We start from the raw sequence: 15,295 nt of genomic DNA, 5'->3' as shown, positions 1-15,295 counted from the left end.
GATGCTGACGATCGACAATCTCACCAACGAAATCGACGGCAAGGCGATCCTGAAAGGCCTGTCGCTCTCCATCAAGGCGGGCGAGATCCACGCGATCATGGGACCGAACGGCGCGGGCAAGTCGACGCTGGCCTATACGCTGGGCGGTCGCCCCCATTATGAGGTCACCGGCGGCACCGCGACCTTCGAGGGCGCGGACCTGTTCGAGATGGAACCGCATGAGCGCGCCGCCGCTGGCCTGTTCCTCGGTTTCCAATATCCGGTCGAGATTCCGGGCGTCTCCAACCTGCAATTCCTGCGCGAGAGCCTCAATTCGCAGCGCAAGGCGCGGGGCGAGGAACCGCTGTCGGGCGGCGAGTTCATCAAGCTCGCCAAGGAAAAGGCGGCTCTGCTGGGCCTCGATATGGAGATGCTGAAGCGCCCGGTGAATGTCGGCTTTTCGGGCGGCGAGAAGAAGCGGGCCGAAATGGTGCAGATGGGCATTCTCGACCCCAGGCTGGCGATACTGGACGAGACCGACTCTGGCCTCGACATCGACGCGCTCAAGATCGTGGGCGCGGGCATCAACGCCATCATGCGCAGGCCCGACAAGGCGGTGCTGCTCATCACCCATTATCAGCGCCTGCTCGACTATGTGAAGCCGGACTTCGTGCATGTGCTGGCGGCGGGACGGATCGTGAAATCGGGCGGTCCCGAACTGGCGCTGGAACTGGAGCGCGAAGGCTATGCCGAGGTGGTTGCGGCATGATGCTTCCGGGTTCCGTTCGCCCTGAGCCTGTCGACCCGGAGGGCGGCAATAGCCAACGGCCTTATTTTTCCTCGAAGAAAGGACTGGGCTTCGACATTCGAGCGAGACAAGTGGCTCGCTCGGACAGCCCGAACGGGTATATCGAATGAACGCGCTCACCCTTCCCACGCGCAAGGCCGAGGAATGGCGCTACAGCGACCTCGACGCGCTGGCCGCCATCTGGCCCACGCCTGCGCCGGTGCGCATCGATGTCGCCGCCGGGGAAACGGCGCGCCATCATCTGTTGCAGGACGCGGCCGACGGCGCGGCAGCGGTGCATGACTATGCGATCAGCATCGCGGACGGGGCGCGCTGCGACTTCCATGTCCTCAATATCGGCGGGAAATTCGGTCGCGTGACCTTCACCGTCACCCTGGGCAAGGGCAGCCATTTCGAACTGAACGGCGCGATCATCGGCGGCGGCGATCAGGTGCTGGAGATCGTCACCGCCGTCACCCATGCGGAGCCGGACTCGACCAGCGGCCAGACGATCCGCTCCATCCTGGGCCAACGCGCCACCGGCAGCTATCTGGGCAGCATCAACGTCGCTCGCGACGCGCAGCGCACCGATGCCTTCCAGTCGGTCAAGGCGATGCTGCTCGACCGCACCGCCACGGCCAATGCCAAGCCGGAGCTGGAAATCTACGCCGACGATGTGAAATGCGCCCATGGCGCGACCGTGGGCGAACTGGACAGGCAGGCGCTGTTCTACATGGCCAGCCGCGGCATGGACCCGGCGACGGCCAAGACGCTGCTGCTGAAGGCCTTCGTCGCGGGCGTGTTCGACGATGTGGCGGATGAAGCGGTCAAGGACAGCCTTGAGGCCGCCGCGCTCGCCAAGCTGGAGGCACTGGTATGAACGACCTCGCCCAGGCGCTGCGATTGCGCGACGACTTCCCCGGTCTTTTGAATAGTGAGGGGGGCAACTGGCATTATCTCGACAGCGCCGCCACCGCGCAGAAGCCCCATGCGGTGATCGACGCGATCGCCCGCGCCTATGGGCCGGATTACGCCACCGTCCATCGCGGCGTCTATGAGCGTTCCGCCAATATGACGCTCGCCTATGAAGCGGCGCGGCGGAAGGTCGCCAGCTTCATCGGCGCGCAGTCGGACAGCGAGATCGTCTATGTCCGCGGCGCGACCGAGGGCATCAACCTCGTCGCGCAAAGCTGGGCGGGGACGCAGCTCAAAGCCGGCGACCGCATCCTGCTCTCGATGCTGGAACATCACAGCAATATCGTCCCCTGGCAGATCGTGGCCGAGAAAGTCGGCGCGCAGATCGACGTGGTGCCGTTGACGGCCGACGGCAGGATCGACCTCGACGCCATGGCCGCGATGATCGTCCCGGCGCACAGGATGGTTGCGCTGGCCCATGTGTCGAACGTGCTGGGCAGCGTACTCGACGTCCGCCGCGCCGCCGACATCGCGCACGGCGTCGGCGCCAAGATCCTGATCGACGGCTGTCAGGCCGTGCCGCGCCTCGCCGTCGACGTGCAGGCGCTGGACTGCGACTTCTACGTCTTTTCCGCGCACAAGCTTTACGGCCCGACCGGCATCGGCGCGCTCTGGGGGCGGAAGGAACTGCTGGACGCCATGCCTCCCTATCAGGGGGGCGGGTCGATGATCGACAAGGTGACGTTCGAAAAAACCACCTATGCCCCTGCGCCGACGCGGTTCGAAGCGGGCACGCCGCACATCACGGGCGTCGTCGGCCTGTCGGCGGCGATCGACTATGTGCAGGCCATCGGGCTCGACGCGATCCACGCCCATGAATGCGCTTTGGTCGACAAAGCGCGGGCCGCGCTGGAAAGCCTCAACAGCGTCCGCGTCTTCGGACCGCAGGACAGCGCGGGAATCCTCTCTTTCGAGGTCGAGGGGGTTCATCCGCACGATGTCGGCACCATATTGGACGAAACGGGCGTGGCCATCCGGGCGGGGCATCATTGCGCGCAGCCGTTGATGTGCCATCTGGGCGTCGAGGCGACCGCGCGGGCCAGCTTCGGCATCTATAGCGACGAGGGCGACGTGGACGCGCTGGTCAAAGGGATTGAACGAGTGAGGAAGATCTTCGGATGACCGAGGAACGCAAGATTTTGGTAGAAGAGGTCGCGGCGGTGGAGACCCCGCCCAAGGCGCGCGTGGAAGAACCGCGCCAGCGTGACTATCTGGACGGTTTCCTGAACGCCAGGACAGCGGAAACGCCGAAGGGCGAGCCGGGCGGCAGCCTCTATGACGCGATCATCGATGCGCTCAAGGAAATCTACGACCCGGAAATTCCGGTCAATATCTATGATCTGGGCCTCGTCTACGGCGTCGACGTGACGGAGGACGGCCATGCCGTCGTCACCATGACGCTGACCACGCCGCACTGCCCGGTGGCCGAATCCATGCCCGGCGAAGTCGAACTGCGCGTCGGCGCGGTGCCCGGCGTCGGCGACGCGCAGGTCAACCTGGTCTGGGACCCGCCATGGGACCCGCAGAAAATGTCGGACGAGGCTAAGCTCGAACTGGGGATGTTGTAACACTCTCCCCTCCCGCAGACGGGAGGAGGGAAGAAGGAACGGAAATGACCGAAACGACGACCAAGACCCGAGCCCGCCCCGCCGCCGTCATCCTGACGCCGAGCGCGGAGCAGCGCATCGCCGACCTGATGAGCCAGGCTCCCGAAGGCACGATCGGCGTCAAGCTCTCGACCCCGCGCCGTGGCTGTTCGGGCCTTGCCTATTCGGTCGACTATGTGAGCGAGGAAGCGAAGTTCGACGAGAAGATCGAGACCCCCGGCGGCGCCTTCTACATCGACGGCGCGTCGGTGCTCTATCTGGTCGGGTCGACGATGGACTGGGTGGAGGACGACTTCACCGCCGGTTTCGTCTTCAACAACCCCAATGCCAAGGGCAGTTGCGGCTGCGGCGAGAGCTTCACGGTCTGAGGGAATAGTGTTTCATGCCCCATATGCTCATTCTGGGGCAGGGCTACACCGCTTCCCGCCTGGCTGTCCGCCTTCGTGAAGAAGGCTGGCACGTCACCGGCGTCCGCCGCACCGCCGATGCCGAAGCGCTCGCCTTCGATGATGAAGACGCCGTCCGCGCCGCCATCGCGCAGGCCAGCCATATCCTCTCGTCCGTTCCGCCGGAGGGAGATGCCGACCCCGTCCTCAGCCGCTATGGCGCGGCCATCGCCGCCGCGCCCGCGATCTGGACAGGCTATCTCTCCTCCACCGGAGTCTATGGCGATGCGGCGGGCGCGTGGGTCGATGAAGCCACCCCTCTCCGTCAGGGTCGCCGTGCCGCACGGGCGCAGGCCGACGCCGACTGGGGTGCGCTTCGCCCCGATGTGCGGCGTTTCCGCCTGCCCGGTATCTACGGCCCCGGCCGCTCGGTGCTGGATCGCGTGCGGGAAGGGCGGGCGCATCGCATCGATCTGCCCGATCAGGTGTTCAGCCGGGCCCATGTCGACGATATCGGCGCGGGCATCGTCGCTTCGATTCATCGGGGACCGCCAGGCATCTACAATCTTTCGGACGACTTGCCCTGCGCGCAGAACCGCCTGATCGAAGCGGCCTGCGCCCTGCTTGGCCAACCGCTGCCGCCGCTATTGACGCTGGAGGAAGCCCAGCTCACCCCCATGGCCCGGTCCTTCTACGCCGAAAACCGCCGGGTCGCGAACGGTCGGGCCAAGCGGTTGCTGGGCTGGTCGCCCCGCTATCCAACCTATCGCCAAGGGTTGCGCGCCTGCCTGTGACTCGCTCCGCCGCAAAGCCCGGTCATCGCTAACGCCTTCTTAACCATCCCGGCCCGATGGCTGTCCCGTCAGCTTTCGGGGACTAAAGAGATGGACCGCTTCGATCACGCCTTCACCGCCCTTGGCCAGCGCATCAACAGCCTGTCCCTGCCCGAACGCGCCGCATCCGCGCCTGTCCCGCTCGCCAGCCTGATCAACCGGGTGAATGCGGCCAAGCGGCTATACCAACCGGGCGTCCGCCGCTAAGCCTGCTTGGTCCGCAGCGCCACGACCATCCCGATTATCGCCAGCAGCGCGCCCGCACCCGCCAACGCCGTCCAGCGATAGCCCTCCACCAGCGTGGAGATCAGCATCGCGATCACCGGGATCAGCACGCTGGTATAGGCCGCGCGCCCCGCGCCCATGCTCTGGATCAGCCGGAAATAAAGCGGAAAGGTCACGACCGATCCTGCCAGCCCCAGCCAGGCGATTCCCGCCAGATAGCTCCACCGCGCCTCGATCACCGGCGGCCCGGTCGTAACCCAGGCGAACAGCGCATCCACCCCTGCGCCGATCAGCATCGCCCAGGCCAGCACCGCCACCATCGGCAGCCGCCGGGCGATCTCCATCCCCTGCATGACATTGGCGGCGGACGCGCTCAGCAGCCCCGCAACGGAGAAAGCGGCTCCCAGAATCACCATGTCCGGCCGCACGCTCGCGGCGCGATATTCATGCGCCAGCATCAGCGCGATCCCCGCCACCGCCACCACCGATCCGGCGATGAAAGCCCGGCTCACCGGCTGGCGGAAGAAGAGGAAAGCAAGGACGCTGTTGGGGATCAGCAGCATCGCATAGACCACCGCCACCACGCCGGACGTCAGAAAATGCTCGGCGCGATAGACGAAGTTGAAGTTCATCACGAACTGCGCCACGCCCAGCAGGCCCGCAAAGACCAGCCCCCTGCCGCCGATGTTGAGCGGCACGCCGCGCAGCCGGGCGAAGATCGCCATCGCCACCCCGGCCAGCAGGAAGCGGTAGCAGACCGACCAGCTTGGCGGCACGCTGCCCAACTGGTCGCGGATGACGATCCAGGTCGAACTCCAGATCAGCGTGACGAGGATGAAGGGCAGGACGACGCCCTTGCCTTGCCTCATCCCTTCAACGCCCTCAGCGCATCGGCCAGAGGCTGCACGCTGGCGGCATCCTGCGACCAATTGGTGACGAGCCGCGCCGCATCCGCGCCCCAATCGTAGAAATCGAAGCCCTGCGCCCGCAACTGCGCCCTTTCCGCTTCGGTGAGCCGCACGAACAGCTCATTGGCCTCGACCGGATGCATCAGCCGACCCGCCGCGCCCTCCGCCAGCGCCTGGGCCGCCGCATTGGCCGCCCGCGCATTGCGCAGCCAGAGGTCGCCCTCGACCATCGCCAGCGCCTGCGCCGCGAGATAGCGCCCCTTGGAGAAGAGATGCCCCGCCCGCTTGCGCCAACGCGCCGCTTCGGCCGCCCGCGCCTCCGCCCGGTCCCCGAAAAAGACCAGAGCCTCCCCGATCATCCCGCCATTTTTGACGCAGCCGAAAGAGAGTATGTCGACGCCCGCCCGCCAGGTCACATCGCCCGGATGGCAGCCCAGATGCGCCACCGCATTGGCGAAGCGCGCCCCGTCCATGTGGAAACCCAGCCCATATTCCCGCGCCAGAGCACCCAACGCCGCCACCTCATCGGGGCTGTAGACCACCCCATATTCGGTCGCCTGGGTAATGCTGATCGCCCGCGCGGGCACCTGATGCACATCGGGGCGGATCGCCCTCAGCCGAGCGGTCACGGCATCGGGCGACAGTTTCGCGCCCGCGCCGGGCAGCGCCATCAGGCTCGCCCCATGGGTGTAGAAGCCGGGCGCGCCGCATTCGTCGACGACGATATGCGCCTCCTCATGGCACAGCACCCCGCCATAGGGCGGGCAGAGGCAGGCCAGCGCGATGCTGTTCGCCGCCGTGCCCGTCGCGATCCACAGCGCCACCGCCTGCGTCCCGAACAGGTCGGAAAAGGCGCCGTTCAGCCGGGCGCTCCAGCCATCCCCGTCATAGCCATGGTCGGCATGGTCGGCGGCCGCGATGGCCGCCATCACCTCCGGACAGACCGGCGTCGCATTGTCGGAAAAAAAGTGCATGGCGCAGCGATAGCCCCGCCGCGCTCCAGCGCCAAGATGCCACCCCCATCGGATCGGCTATGGGCGGCGACATGGGTCAGCAATATTGACCGTTTGTTTCGCGCCGCCATCTGTGACATAGGCGGCGCGTCCAACCCAAAGGAGTTTTTCGTCATGGACGTCCAGCAGACATCGCGCTTCACCGTCACCCGCAGCAGCAAGGCTGTGTCGGCTGACCAGCGCGCGGTATTGCTGGCGGACCCCGGCTTCGGGAAGCTCTTCACCGACCATATGGTCACGATTCGCTATACGGAAGGGCAGGGCTGGCACAGCCACGCCATCGGCCCGCGCGAACCCTTCCAGCTCGATCCGGCCTGCGCGGTGCTGCATTATGCGCAGGAAATCTTCGAAGGGATGAAGGCCTATCGTCTGGAGGACGGCAGCATCGCCATGTTCCGGCCGGAGGAAAATGCGCGCCGCTTCGCTGAGTCGGCCGAGCGCATGGCCATGCCCGCTTTGCCGGAAGACCTCTTCCTGGAGGCGGTCGAGGAACTGGTGAAGATCGACGCCGACTGGATTCCGGGCGGGGAGGGCAGCCTGTACCTGCGCCCCTTCATGTTCGCGAGCGAGACCTTCCTGGGCGTGCGCCCGGCGAACGAATATATTTTCTGCGTCATCGCCTCGCCCGCCGGCGCCTATTTCAAGGGCGGGAAGAAGGCGGTCACGCTCTGGGTGTCGGAACATTTCACCCGCGCGGCGCGCGGCGGCACTGGCGCTGCGAAATGCGGCGGCAATTACGCCGCCTCGCTGGTGGCGCAGAAGGAAGCGATCCAGCATGGCTGCGACCAGGTCGTCTTCCTCGACGCCGCCGAGAACAAGTGGGTCGAGGAACTGGGCGGCATGAACGTCTTCTTCGTGATGGACGACGGGTCCATCGTCACCCCGCCGCTGTCCGGCACGATCCTGCCGGGCATCACCCGCAACAGCATCCTCTCGCTCGCCCGCGCCAAGGGGCATGAAGTGCGCGAGGAACCCTACAGCTTCGCCCAGTGGCGGGCCGACGCCGCCAGCGGCAAGCTGCGGGAGGCCTTCGCCTGCGGCACGGCGGCGGTCGTGACGGCCATCGGCACGGTCAAGAGCGTCGATGGCGACTTCACCATCGGCAATGGCGACGGCGGCATCGTGACCGAAGCGCTGCGCGCCGACCTCACCGGCATCCAGCGCGGCACGGTGGCCGATCCGGCGAACTGGGTGCGGAAGCTGTAACGGATCAACATACCCCTCCTCCGTTCGGGCTGAGCCTGTCGAAGCCCTTCACTTTTCTTCAAAGAAAGTGGAGCCGTTGGCTATCGCCGCCCTTCGGGTCGACAAGCTCAGGGCGAACGGAGGAGAGGGGAGGCGCTCTGACGCCCTTCCCAATCCCCTCATGAGCGCCTAGAACCGCCCTCATGCAACGCTTCGACGTCGTCATTCTGGGCGGTGGCCTGGTCGGCCTGACCCTCGGCATCGCGCTTTCCGGCCATGGCGTGCGCTGCGCCGTGATCGATCCCGCCAATCCGGTTGAGACCACCGCCGCCGGTTTCGACGGGCGGGTTTCGGCCATCAGTTCCACCAGTTTCGCCATGCTGTCGGCCATAGGCGTGGCCGATCATCTGGACGGCAGGGGTTGCCCCATCGACCGCATCTGGGTCAGCGACGGGCTGGAGCCGGGCGCGCTCGACTTCGCGCCGGACGCGGATGACGGCGTGATGGGGATCATGTTCCCCAATCGCGACCTGCGCGTCGCCCTGGCGCAAACGGCGGAAAAGGCGGAGAATCTCACCCGCTTCCAGCCCGAGCGGGCGCTGCATGTCGACCGCAACGCCGACGGCGTGACGCTGACCCTGGCCAGCGGCGAAACCCTCCACGGCGCGCTGCTGGTCGCGGCGGAGGGCCGCAACAGCCCGACCCGGGAGGCGGCGGGCATCCGCACCACGCGCTGGAACTACAAGCATGTCGCGATGGTGACGGCCATCGACCATGCCGTGCCGCACGCCAACACGGCCTATGAGATATTCTATCCCGGCGGCCCCTTCGCGCTACTGCCGATGCTGCCGGGCACCCGTTCGGCCATCGTCTGGACCGTGCCGACCGAGCAGGCTCCCGCCATGCTCAAGCTGTCCGAACGGGCCTGGCTGGCGGAGGCGCAGAAGCGCATGGGCGGCTTCCTGGGCGAGATCGCGCTGGCCGGGCCGCGCTCCAGCTATCCGCTCGGCTTCCACCATGCGGCGCGGATCACCGACACGCGGCTCGCGCTGGTGGGCGACAGCGCCCATGCGATCCACCCGATTGCGGGGCAGGGGCTCAATCTCGGCTTCCGCGATGTCGCCGCGCTGGTGGAGGTGCTGGTGGAGGGCATGCGGCTCGGCCTCGATCCGGGCGACGCGCAATTGCTCGCCCGCTATCAGCGCTGGCGCGGTCTGGACGCGATGATGACCAGCGTGGCGATGGACGGGCTGGTCCGGTTGTTCGACGTGCCGGGGCGCATTCCCTCGCTGGTCCGCCGCGCCGGGCTGGCGACGGTGCAGCGCACGTCGCTGCTCAAGAACCGTTTCATGGCGGAGGCGCGGGGCCAATCCGGCGCGCTGCCGCGCCTGCTGACGGGCGAGATGGTGTAGCTATGAGGCTGTTTCTGGCCAATCCAAGACTTTCCCCTCCCGTAAACGGGAGGGGTTAGGGGTGGGCGCGAGGATAGCGAGCTTCTGACTTAGCCGTTGCAAAACAGCGCTGATGTCGCGCCAGCCCACCCCCTAACCCCCTCCCGCCTGCGGGAGGGGAATGTCCTGATTCCACCCCTCCATACACCGATCAGACCATCCGCCGCAGCACGCCATCCTTCAATATGAAATGATGCCGCATCGCCGCCAGCCCGTGCAGGATGAGCAACGCCACCCAGACGAAACCCAGAACCTCATGCGCTTCCCCTGAAATCCCGACGATCGCATCGCCCTTCGCCACCGCGAATTTGGGCACGTCGAACAGGAAGAACCAGTTCAGGGGCCGGTCGCCGGCGGACGTCATGATCCATCCGGTCAGCGGCAGGACCAGCATGAACGCGTAAAAGGCGAAATGCGTGAGATGCGCCGCCCCCTTTTCCCATGCGGGCATTTCGGCTGGCAGCGGCGGGGCGCTGCGCGTGAAGCGCCACATTATGCGCGCGACCGTCAGGGCCAGCACGGTCAGCCCGATCGACTTGTGGACGGGCATCACCTTCCACTCCCTGGGCAGCGCGTCATGCGCAAAGCCCAGGAAGAGGTTGAACAGGATGAGGATCGCCATGATCCAGTGCAGCGCGCGCGCAACGTGACTGTAGCGATCCATCCCATACTCCTGCCTGGCTTCTTACCCCTGACGATTGGCGACCAGATTATCCACCACAGACGGGTCGGCAAGTGTACTAATGTCCCCCAGCGCCTGGGCGGACACCTCGCCCTCCGCGATCTTGCGCAGGATGCGGCGCATGATCTTGCCCGACCGGGTCTTGGGCAGGCTGGGGGCGAACTGGATCACGTCGGGCGTCGCGATCGGCCCGATCTCGCTGCGCACCCATTTCACCAGCGCCTGGCGCAGTTCGTCGGTCGCTTCCTCGCCGCTGTTCAGCGTCACATAGGCGTAGATGCCCTGTCCCTTTATGTCGTGCGGGAAGCCCACCACCGCCGCCTCCGCCACCGCCTCGTGCAGCACCAGCGCGCTTTCCACCTCCGCCGTGCCCATGCGATGGCCCGACACGTTGATCACGTCGTCGACGCGCCCCGTAATCCAGTAATAGCCGTCCTCGTCCCGCCGCGCCCCGTCGCCGGTCGTATATTTGCCGGGAAAGGTCGTGAAATAGGTCTGGAAAAAACGCTCATGATCGCCCCAGACGGTGCGCATCTGGCCCGGCCAGCTTTGCGCGATGACCAGATTGCCCTCGGCCGCGCCGTCCAGCACATGGCCCTCCGCATCGACGATCTGCGGCACCACGCCCGGCATCGGCAGCGTCGCGGAACCGGGCTTCAGGTCCGTCGCGCCCGGCATCGGCGCGATCATCGCCCCGCCCGTCTCGGTCTGCCACCAGGTGTCGATGATCGGGCAGCGATCCTCGCCCACGACATGATGGTACCAGCGCCAGGCCTCCGGATTGATCGGCTCGCCCACCGTGCCCAGCAGGCGCAGCGACTGGCGGCTGGTTGAATGCACGAACTCGTCCCCCTCCTTCATCAGCGCGCGCAGCGCCGTGGGCGCGGTGAAGATGGTCTGCACCTGATGCCGGTCCACGACCTCCCAGATGCGGCTGGGCGTCGGATAATTGGGCACGCCCTCATAGATCAGCGTCGTCGCCCCGTTCGCCAGCGGGCCATAGACGATATAGCTGTGCCCCGTGACCCAGCCGATGTCCGCCGCGCACCAATAGATGTCGCCGGGCCGGTAGTCGAAACACAGCTCATGCGTCAGGCTGGCCCAGAGCAGATAGCCGCCGGTGCTGTGCAGCACGCCCTTGGGCTTTCCCGTCGAACCCGATGTATAGAGGATGAACAGCGGATCCTCCGCCTGCATCGGCTCGGGCGCGCAATCCGCCGACGCCTTGGCCGCCTCCTCATGCAGCCACAGGTCGCGGTCCTCGGCCATGGCGACAGCCCCACCGGTCGCCCGGACGACGATCACCTTGCGGACGCTGGTGCATAATTTCAGCGCCGCGTCGACATTGGTCTTGAGCGGCACCTGCCTGCCCGCGCGGCACCCCTCGTCGGCGGTGATCACCAGCGTGGAATCGCAGTCGATGATCCGTCCCGCCAGCGCCTCCGGCGAAAAACCGCCGAACACGACGCTGTGGATCGCGCCGATCCGCGCGCAGGCGAGCAGGGCGAAGGCGGCTTCCGGGATCATCGGCATATAGACGGTGATCCGCTCGCCCTTCTTCGCCCCTGCGGCCTTCAGCACATTGGCGAAACGGCAGACCTCCTCATGCACCTCGGCATAGGTGTAGCGGCGCGGCTGCGCGTCCGGCGAATCCGGTTCCCAGATGATCGCGGTCTGGTCGCCGCGTTCGGCCAGATGCCGGTCGATGCAGTTGACGCTGACGTTCAGCACGCCGTCAGCAAACCATTTCACCCCGAAATCGGCTTCGTGGAAGCTGCTCTCATTGGTTTTCGTGGGAAAGTTCACCCAATCCAGCCGCTTCGCCTGCTCCAGCCAATAAGCGTCGGCGGCATCGATGGACCGTCGATAGTCCGCCGCCCGTCCGTCCCGGTCGAACAGGGCGGAAGACGCCCATTCGGCAGGAACCGGGAAAAAATCGTCAGACATGCAGCATCCTTTCCTTCACGAAACCATCGCTTGGCGTCCTCCTAGAACCAAGCCGCGGCGACAGGAAGACAGGATCGTTCTTCCCCGGCCACAGTTTCCGCTCATGTCGCACTGGATTTAAGCAGGATCATGCCATTTGCCGCTTTTCGCATGAGCCGGCTCGGCCTAACAGGAAGGGAATATGTGGCAACTTTTCCAATTTCCGCTCTGTCCATTCTCGCGCAAGGTCCGTCTGCTGCTCGGTGAAAAGGGCGTGGGCTACGACCTGGTGCGCGAATCGCCCTGGGAAGCGCGCGACGAGTTCCTCGATCTCAATCCCGCCGGCACGACGCCGGTGATGGTGGATCAGGAAAAGGGCGTGACCCTGATCGACAGCCAGGCGATCTGCGAATATTTCGAGGAGACGGTGGAGAAATTCCCGCTGATCTCCGGCACCGCCGCGGGTCGGGCGGAGGTGCGGCGGCTGACCGCCTTCTTCGACCAGAATTTCTACGGCGACGTCGTCGGCCCGCTCCTGCATGAACGGATGAAGAAGCGCCTGATAGAGCGCGCGCCGCCCGATGCCCGCGTGCTGCGGGAAGCGATGAAGCGCGCCAATGTCCATATGGATTACATGGACTATCTGCTCGACCATCGCGCCTGGATGGCGGGTGGAACGCTGAGCCTGGCGGACATCGCCGCCGCCGCGCATCTTTCGGTGGCGGATTATCTGGGCGGCATCGACTGGGCCGGGCATGAGACGGTGAAGCGCTGGTATGCGGGCTTCAAGTCGCGCCCTTCCTTCCGGCCCCTTCTGTCGGAGCGGATGGAGGTGATCACCCCGCCGCCCCATTATGAAAAGCCGGATTTTTAATACTGACATTCCCCTCCCGCAAGCGGGAGGGGGCAGGGGTGGGCGCGAGCGCAGCGAGCTTCCAGCCTAGAGGTAGAGAACCGCCGCCGATGTCGCGCCAGCCCGCCCTCCGACCCCCGCTTGCAGGAGGGGGAGGTGGGGGTCAATCCAGCTCCGCGGCCAGATATACCCGGTTCCGGCCATGCTCCTTGGCCAGGTAGAGCGCGCGGTCCGCCGCCTTCAGCGCAGCGCGCGGGTCTTCATAGGCCAGCACATTGGCGACCCCGGCGGAAAAGCTGACCCGCTCCATCCGCTCGCCATTGGCCCGGTTGACCAGGCTGCGGGTGGACAGGTCCTGCCGCACGCTGTCCACCGCTTCGCATGCCTCGGCGGCGGTCTTGCCCCGGAACAGCATGACGAATTCCTCGCCGCCATGGCGCGCGACATGGCATTGGTCGTTGCTGACCTTGGACAGCAATCCCGCCACGAATTTCAGCACCCGGTCGCCGGTATCATGGCCATGGGTATCGTTGATCAGCTTGAAATGATCGATGTCGCAAAAGGCGACGGCCAGTTGCTGCCCTTCCTTCTGCGCCTGCGCCAGTTCCTCGCGCAGCGTGCCTTCGAAGGCGCGGCGATTGGGCAGGCCGGTCAGATGGTCGTGCTCGGCGGCGCGGCGCGCGCTTTCCAGATTGGATTTCAGAAGCTGCGTCTGCTTCTGATTGTCGCGAAGCTGGCTTTCGACCTGCCGGGTCTTTTCCACCATGGATCGGGTCAGCGCCACCAGGCGCGCCAGCACCGGCTGGTTGTCGGAACCGGCGGCCAGGCCCTTCACCTCTTCCTGCAACGCCGCGCCATAATCCTTGGCTGAATTGCGCGATTCGGTCATCAGCCCGGTGAATTGCGACAGATTCTCCTCGACCTTGTCGAGCATCGAAGCAAGCGCTTCGGGCGTGACCTCGTCGTTGCGCTGTTCGGCGGCGACATTTTCGACCCAGCCATTGGTGATCTTGCCGCGTTCGGCCAGCACCGCTTTCACGGCCTTTTCCACGCCGATATGCGATCCGGTCAGATAATCATGGGCGACGCCGAAATTGAGCGGCGTCAGGTCCAGGTCATGGGCGAACAGGAAATCGCCTATGTCCTCGTACAGCTTGCGCCGCTGGACGATTTCCCGGCTGGAAGCGCTGCCGTGCCGGGCGCGTTGCGGCTGCTCCGGCTCGTCCATGGCCTCGTCGTCGGTCTTGCCTGACAGGCCTCTGGCCCAGCGGGCCAGGCGGTCGGTCAGACCATGTTGCGCGTTTGCGGAAGATGATGCCCCAGTCATGTCCGCTAGAACGACCGGCGATAAACAAGGTTAAGGACATGCCAAGCGAAAAGGCGCAAGGCGTTGATCGTCCTCGATTATATGTCCGCGCCGATCAGCCAGTCGCGGAAAATACGCACCGCCCGGGTCTGCAGCGCGCGCGGCCGGCAGACGAAGAAATAGCGATAGGGGCTTTCGACCCGATTTTCCGGAAACAGCCGGACCAGCCGGGAATCCTGCGCTTCATTATAGTGGCTGGCGTGCATCACGGCGATGCCGAGCCCCTGCGCCGCCGCCTCCAGCATCAACTGGCCGGAATCATAATTGTCGATCGCCAGCGGTTGCAGGTCGGGCAGGTGCACCGCTTCCTTCCACGCCTCGAAGGCGAGCGCCATGTCGCGATGCAGCAGCACCGTATGATTGGCCAGCTCCTGCGGGGCGGTCAGCGCATTGGGCGCCTCCAGCAACGCCTTGCGCCCGATCAGATAGACCTCGTCATGGTCCAGCTCATGGGCGTAGAGCGCGGGATCGATGTCCTTCGCCAGCACGATCGCCGCGTCCAGCCCTTCGCCCAGCCGCGCCACGGCATAGGGGGTGGTCTCGATGTCGATATGAAGCTGCGGATGCCGCTGCCGAAGGGCGCCCAGATGCGGGAACAGCCTTTGCGTCGCGAACAGCGGCATGACCGCCAGCCGCAGCCGCAACTGGTTTCCGCCGCTCTGGATATTCTCCAGCGCCTGGCTCAGCGAATCGAGCGCCGGCGCGATGTCGTCCAGCAGGCGTTGCCCGTCGGCATTGATTTCCAGCGCCTGATGCTTGCGGTCGAACAGGGGCCGGCCGATGAACCGTTCCAGCGCCTGCACCCGCCGGCTGAGCGCGGGCGTCGAGAGCGCGAGTTCCTCCGCCGCCGCCTTGACCGATCCAAGGCGGGCGACCTGAACAAAGGCCTCCAGGGCCGTAAGGGGCGGCAATCTACGCATAAACCGTCATGTTCATCTGGCCGGTCCGCTGCGACGCATCATTGCTTCTTCTGGAACGGCGCGCAAACCGGCTTCAAGCATCCTTATTCCACTGAGCAGGAAAAAAGGGCAGTTGGCAAGATGCAAAAATTGCAACTCCTCGATTCTTTTCGCACTTGCGAAAATACATCCCGCACTGCACATAGGAAAGGCCTTTCAG

Annotated in this window: 16 protein-coding genes; 10 read left to right on the top strand and 6 right to left on the bottom strand. The window is 65.6% G+C overall.

The genetic code is table 11. From position 1 onward, the window contains the following. Position 1 precedes the first annotated feature (1 nt). The 7 genes from sufC (at position 2) to EGM87_RS13205 (ending at position 4,774) form a co-directional block, all read left to right on the top strand. Positions 2–748 carry a Fe-S cluster assembly ATPase SufC gene (gene sufC / locus EGM87_RS13235; RefSeq protein ID WP_044660410.1) on the top strand — a complete coding sequence of 249 codons (747 nt, stop codon included), beginning with the start codon at positions 2–4 and terminating at the stop codon, positions 746–748. A gap of 145 nt (positions 749–893) precedes the next feature. Beyond that, the gene (locus tag EGM87_RS13230; protein ID WP_137710178.1) at positions 894–1,646 is read left to right on the top strand and encodes a SufD family Fe-S cluster assembly protein; all 753 of its coding nucleotides are present in this window, start codon (positions 894–896) and stop codon (positions 1,644–1,646) included. Beyond that, complete coding sequence (locus EGM87_RS13225; RefSeq protein WP_137710179.1) at positions 1,643–2,863, top strand: aminotransferase class V-fold PLP-dependent enzyme; 1,221 nt, start codon at positions 1,643–1,645, stop codon at positions 2,861–2,863. Before EGM87_RS13230 ends, EGM87_RS13225 begins: the two co-directional genes overlap by 4 nt. Continuing rightward, positions 2,860–3,309, top strand: coding sequence for an SUF system Fe-S cluster assembly protein (locus tag EGM87_RS13220; RefSeq protein ID WP_137710180.1), 450 nt, complete (start codon positions 2,860–2,862; stop codon positions 3,307–3,309). Before EGM87_RS13225 ends, EGM87_RS13220 begins: the two co-directional genes overlap by 4 nt. A gap of 44 nt (positions 3,310–3,353) precedes the next feature. Next, positions 3,354–3,716, top strand: a complete 363-nt coding sequence (locus EGM87_RS13215) for a HesB/IscA family protein (protein WP_044660406.1) — start codon at positions 3,354–3,356, stop codon at positions 3,714–3,716. 14 nt (positions 3,717–3,730) lie between these two features. Beyond that, positions 3,731–4,528: a Rossmann-fold NAD(P)-binding domain-containing protein gene (locus EGM87_RS13210; protein WP_137710181.1), complete on the top strand. Its 798-nt coding sequence runs from the start codon at positions 3,731–3,733 to the stop codon at positions 4,526–4,528. Positions 4,529–4,618: 90 nt separating this feature from the next. Beyond that, positions 4,619–4,774 (top strand): hypothetical protein, encoded by a 156-nt coding sequence (locus tag EGM87_RS13205; RefSeq protein WP_171010063.1) that lies wholly within the window; start codon positions 4,619–4,621, stop codon positions 4,772–4,774. Here the strand turns inward: EGM87_RS13205 and EGM87_RS13200 are convergent. Together EGM87_RS13200 and EGM87_RS13195 are read right to left on the bottom strand one after the other, a co-directional pair. Then, positions 4,771–5,661 (bottom strand): DMT family transporter, encoded by an 891-nt coding sequence (locus EGM87_RS13200; RefSeq protein ID WP_137710182.1) that lies wholly within the window; start codon positions 5,659–5,661, stop codon positions 4,771–4,773. The genes EGM87_RS13205 and EGM87_RS13200 overlap by 4 nt on opposite strands. Continuing rightward, positions 5,658–6,674: a threonine aldolase family protein gene (locus tag EGM87_RS13195; protein WP_137710183.1), complete on the bottom strand. Its 1,017-nt coding sequence runs from the start codon at positions 6,672–6,674 to the stop codon at positions 5,658–5,660. Before EGM87_RS13195 ends, EGM87_RS13200 begins: the two co-directional genes overlap by 4 nt. A 153-nt stretch (positions 6,675–6,827) precedes the next feature. On the opposite strand from EGM87_RS13195, the gene EGM87_RS13190 reads away from it, so the two are divergent. Together EGM87_RS13190 and EGM87_RS13185 are read left to right on the top strand one after the other, a co-directional pair. Further along, positions 6,828–7,919: a branched-chain amino acid aminotransferase gene (locus EGM87_RS13190; protein WP_025549772.1), complete on the top strand. Its 1,092-nt coding sequence runs from the start codon at positions 6,828–6,830 to the stop codon at positions 7,917–7,919. 182 nt (positions 7,920–8,101) lie between these two features. Next, positions 8,102–9,310 carry a UbiH/UbiF/VisC/COQ6 family ubiquinone biosynthesis hydroxylase gene (locus EGM87_RS13185; protein ID WP_137710184.1) on the top strand — a complete coding sequence of 403 codons (1,209 nt, stop codon included), beginning with the start codon at positions 8,102–8,104 and terminating at the stop codon, positions 9,308–9,310. 190 nt (positions 9,311–9,500) lie between these two features. Here EGM87_RS13185 and EGM87_RS13180 read toward each other — a convergent pair whose 3' ends face one another. After that, the gene (locus EGM87_RS13180; protein WP_048578408.1) at positions 9,501–10,013 is read right to left on the bottom strand and encodes a cytochrome b; all 513 of its coding nucleotides are present in this window, start codon (positions 10,011–10,013) and stop codon (positions 9,501–9,503) included. A gap of 21 nt (positions 10,014–10,034) precedes the next feature. Beyond that, positions 10,035–11,978 carry an acetate--CoA ligase gene (acs, locus tag EGM87_RS13175; RefSeq protein WP_137710185.1) on the bottom strand — a complete coding sequence of 648 codons (1,944 nt, stop codon included), beginning with the start codon at positions 11,976–11,978 and terminating at the stop codon, positions 10,035–10,037. Between the two features lie 181 nt (positions 11,979–12,159). Here acs and EGM87_RS13170 point away from each other — a divergent pair, with 181 nt between their 5' ends. Continuing rightward, entirely contained in the window at positions 12,160–12,831 is a 672-nt protein-coding gene (locus EGM87_RS13170; protein ID WP_025551482.1) for a glutathione S-transferase family protein, read from the top strand. 142 nt (positions 12,832–12,973) lie between these two features. Here EGM87_RS13170 and EGM87_RS13165 read toward each other — a convergent pair whose 3' ends face one another. Beyond that, on the bottom strand, positions 12,974–14,137 hold the full coding sequence (locus EGM87_RS13165; RefSeq protein ID WP_025551484.1) for a GGDEF domain-containing protein: 1,164 nt from the start codon (positions 14,135–14,137) through the stop codon (positions 12,974–12,976). 77 nt (positions 14,138–14,214) lie between these two features. Then, positions 14,215–15,096, bottom strand: coding sequence for a LysR substrate-binding domain-containing protein (locus EGM87_RS13160; protein ID WP_025551486.1), 882 nt, complete (start codon positions 15,094–15,096; stop codon positions 14,215–14,217). Between the last annotated feature and the right edge of the window lie 199 nt (positions 15,097–15,295).

It is taken from the genome of Sphingobium sp. RSMS, assembly GCF_005406185.4.
Taxonomy (GTDB): Bacteria; Pseudomonadota; Alphaproteobacteria; order Sphingomonadales; family Sphingomonadaceae; genus Sphingobium; species Sphingobium fuliginis.
The sequence above is the reverse complement of the archived record's forward strand: the minus strand, read 5'-3'. Positions and strand labels throughout refer to the sequence as shown.

Coding starts and splice junctions, on each gene's coding strand:
- sufC (WP_044660410.1), top strand. CDS start 2: ATGCTGACGATCGACAATCTCACCAACGAAATCGACGGCAAGGCGATC.
- EGM87_RS13230 (WP_137710178.1), top strand. CDS start 894: ATGAACGCGCTCACCCTTCCCACGCGCAAGGCCGAGGAATGGCGCTAC.
- EGM87_RS13225 (WP_137710179.1), top strand. CDS start 1,643: ATGAACGACCTCGCCCAGGCGCTGCGATTGCGCGACGACTTCCCCGGT.
- EGM87_RS13220 (WP_137710180.1), top strand. CDS start 2,860: ATGACCGAGGAACGCAAGATTTTGGTAGAAGAGGTCGCGGCGGTGGAG.
- EGM87_RS13215 (WP_044660406.1), top strand. CDS start 3,354: ATGACCGAAACGACGACCAAGACCCGAGCCCGCCCCGCCGCCGTCATC.
- EGM87_RS13210 (WP_137710181.1), top strand. CDS start 3,731: ATGCCCCATATGCTCATTCTGGGGCAGGGCTACACCGCTTCCCGCCTG.
- EGM87_RS13205 (WP_171010063.1), top strand. CDS start 4,619: ATGGACCGCTTCGATCACGCCTTCACCGCCCTTGGCCAGCGCATCAAC.
- EGM87_RS13200 (WP_137710182.1), bottom strand. CDS start 5,661: ATGAGGCAAGGCAAGGGCGTCGTCCTGCCCTTCATCCTCGTCACGCTG.
- EGM87_RS13195 (WP_137710183.1), bottom strand. CDS start 6,674: ATGCACTTTTTTTCCGACAATGCGACGCCGGTCTGTCCGGAGGTGATG.
- EGM87_RS13190 (WP_025549772.1), top strand. CDS start 6,828: ATGGACGTCCAGCAGACATCGCGCTTCACCGTCACCCGCAGCAGCAAG.
- EGM87_RS13185 (WP_137710184.1), top strand. CDS start 8,102: ATGCAACGCTTCGACGTCGTCATTCTGGGCGGTGGCCTGGTCGGCCTG.
- EGM87_RS13180 (WP_048578408.1), bottom strand. CDS start 10,013: ATGGATCGCTACAGTCACGTTGCGCGCGCGCTGCACTGGATCATGGCG.
- acs (WP_137710185.1), bottom strand. CDS start 11,978: ATGTCTGACGATTTTTTCCCGGTTCCTGCCGAATGGGCGTCTTCCGCC.
- EGM87_RS13170 (WP_025551482.1), top strand. CDS start 12,160: ATGTGGCAACTTTTCCAATTTCCGCTCTGTCCATTCTCGCGCAAGGTC.
- EGM87_RS13165 (WP_025551484.1), bottom strand. CDS start 14,137: ATGACTGGGGCATCATCTTCCGCAAACGCGCAACATGGTCTGACCGAC.
- EGM87_RS13160 (WP_025551486.1), bottom strand. CDS start 15,096: ATGCGTAGATTGCCGCCCCTTACGGCCCTGGAGGCCTTTGTTCAGGTC.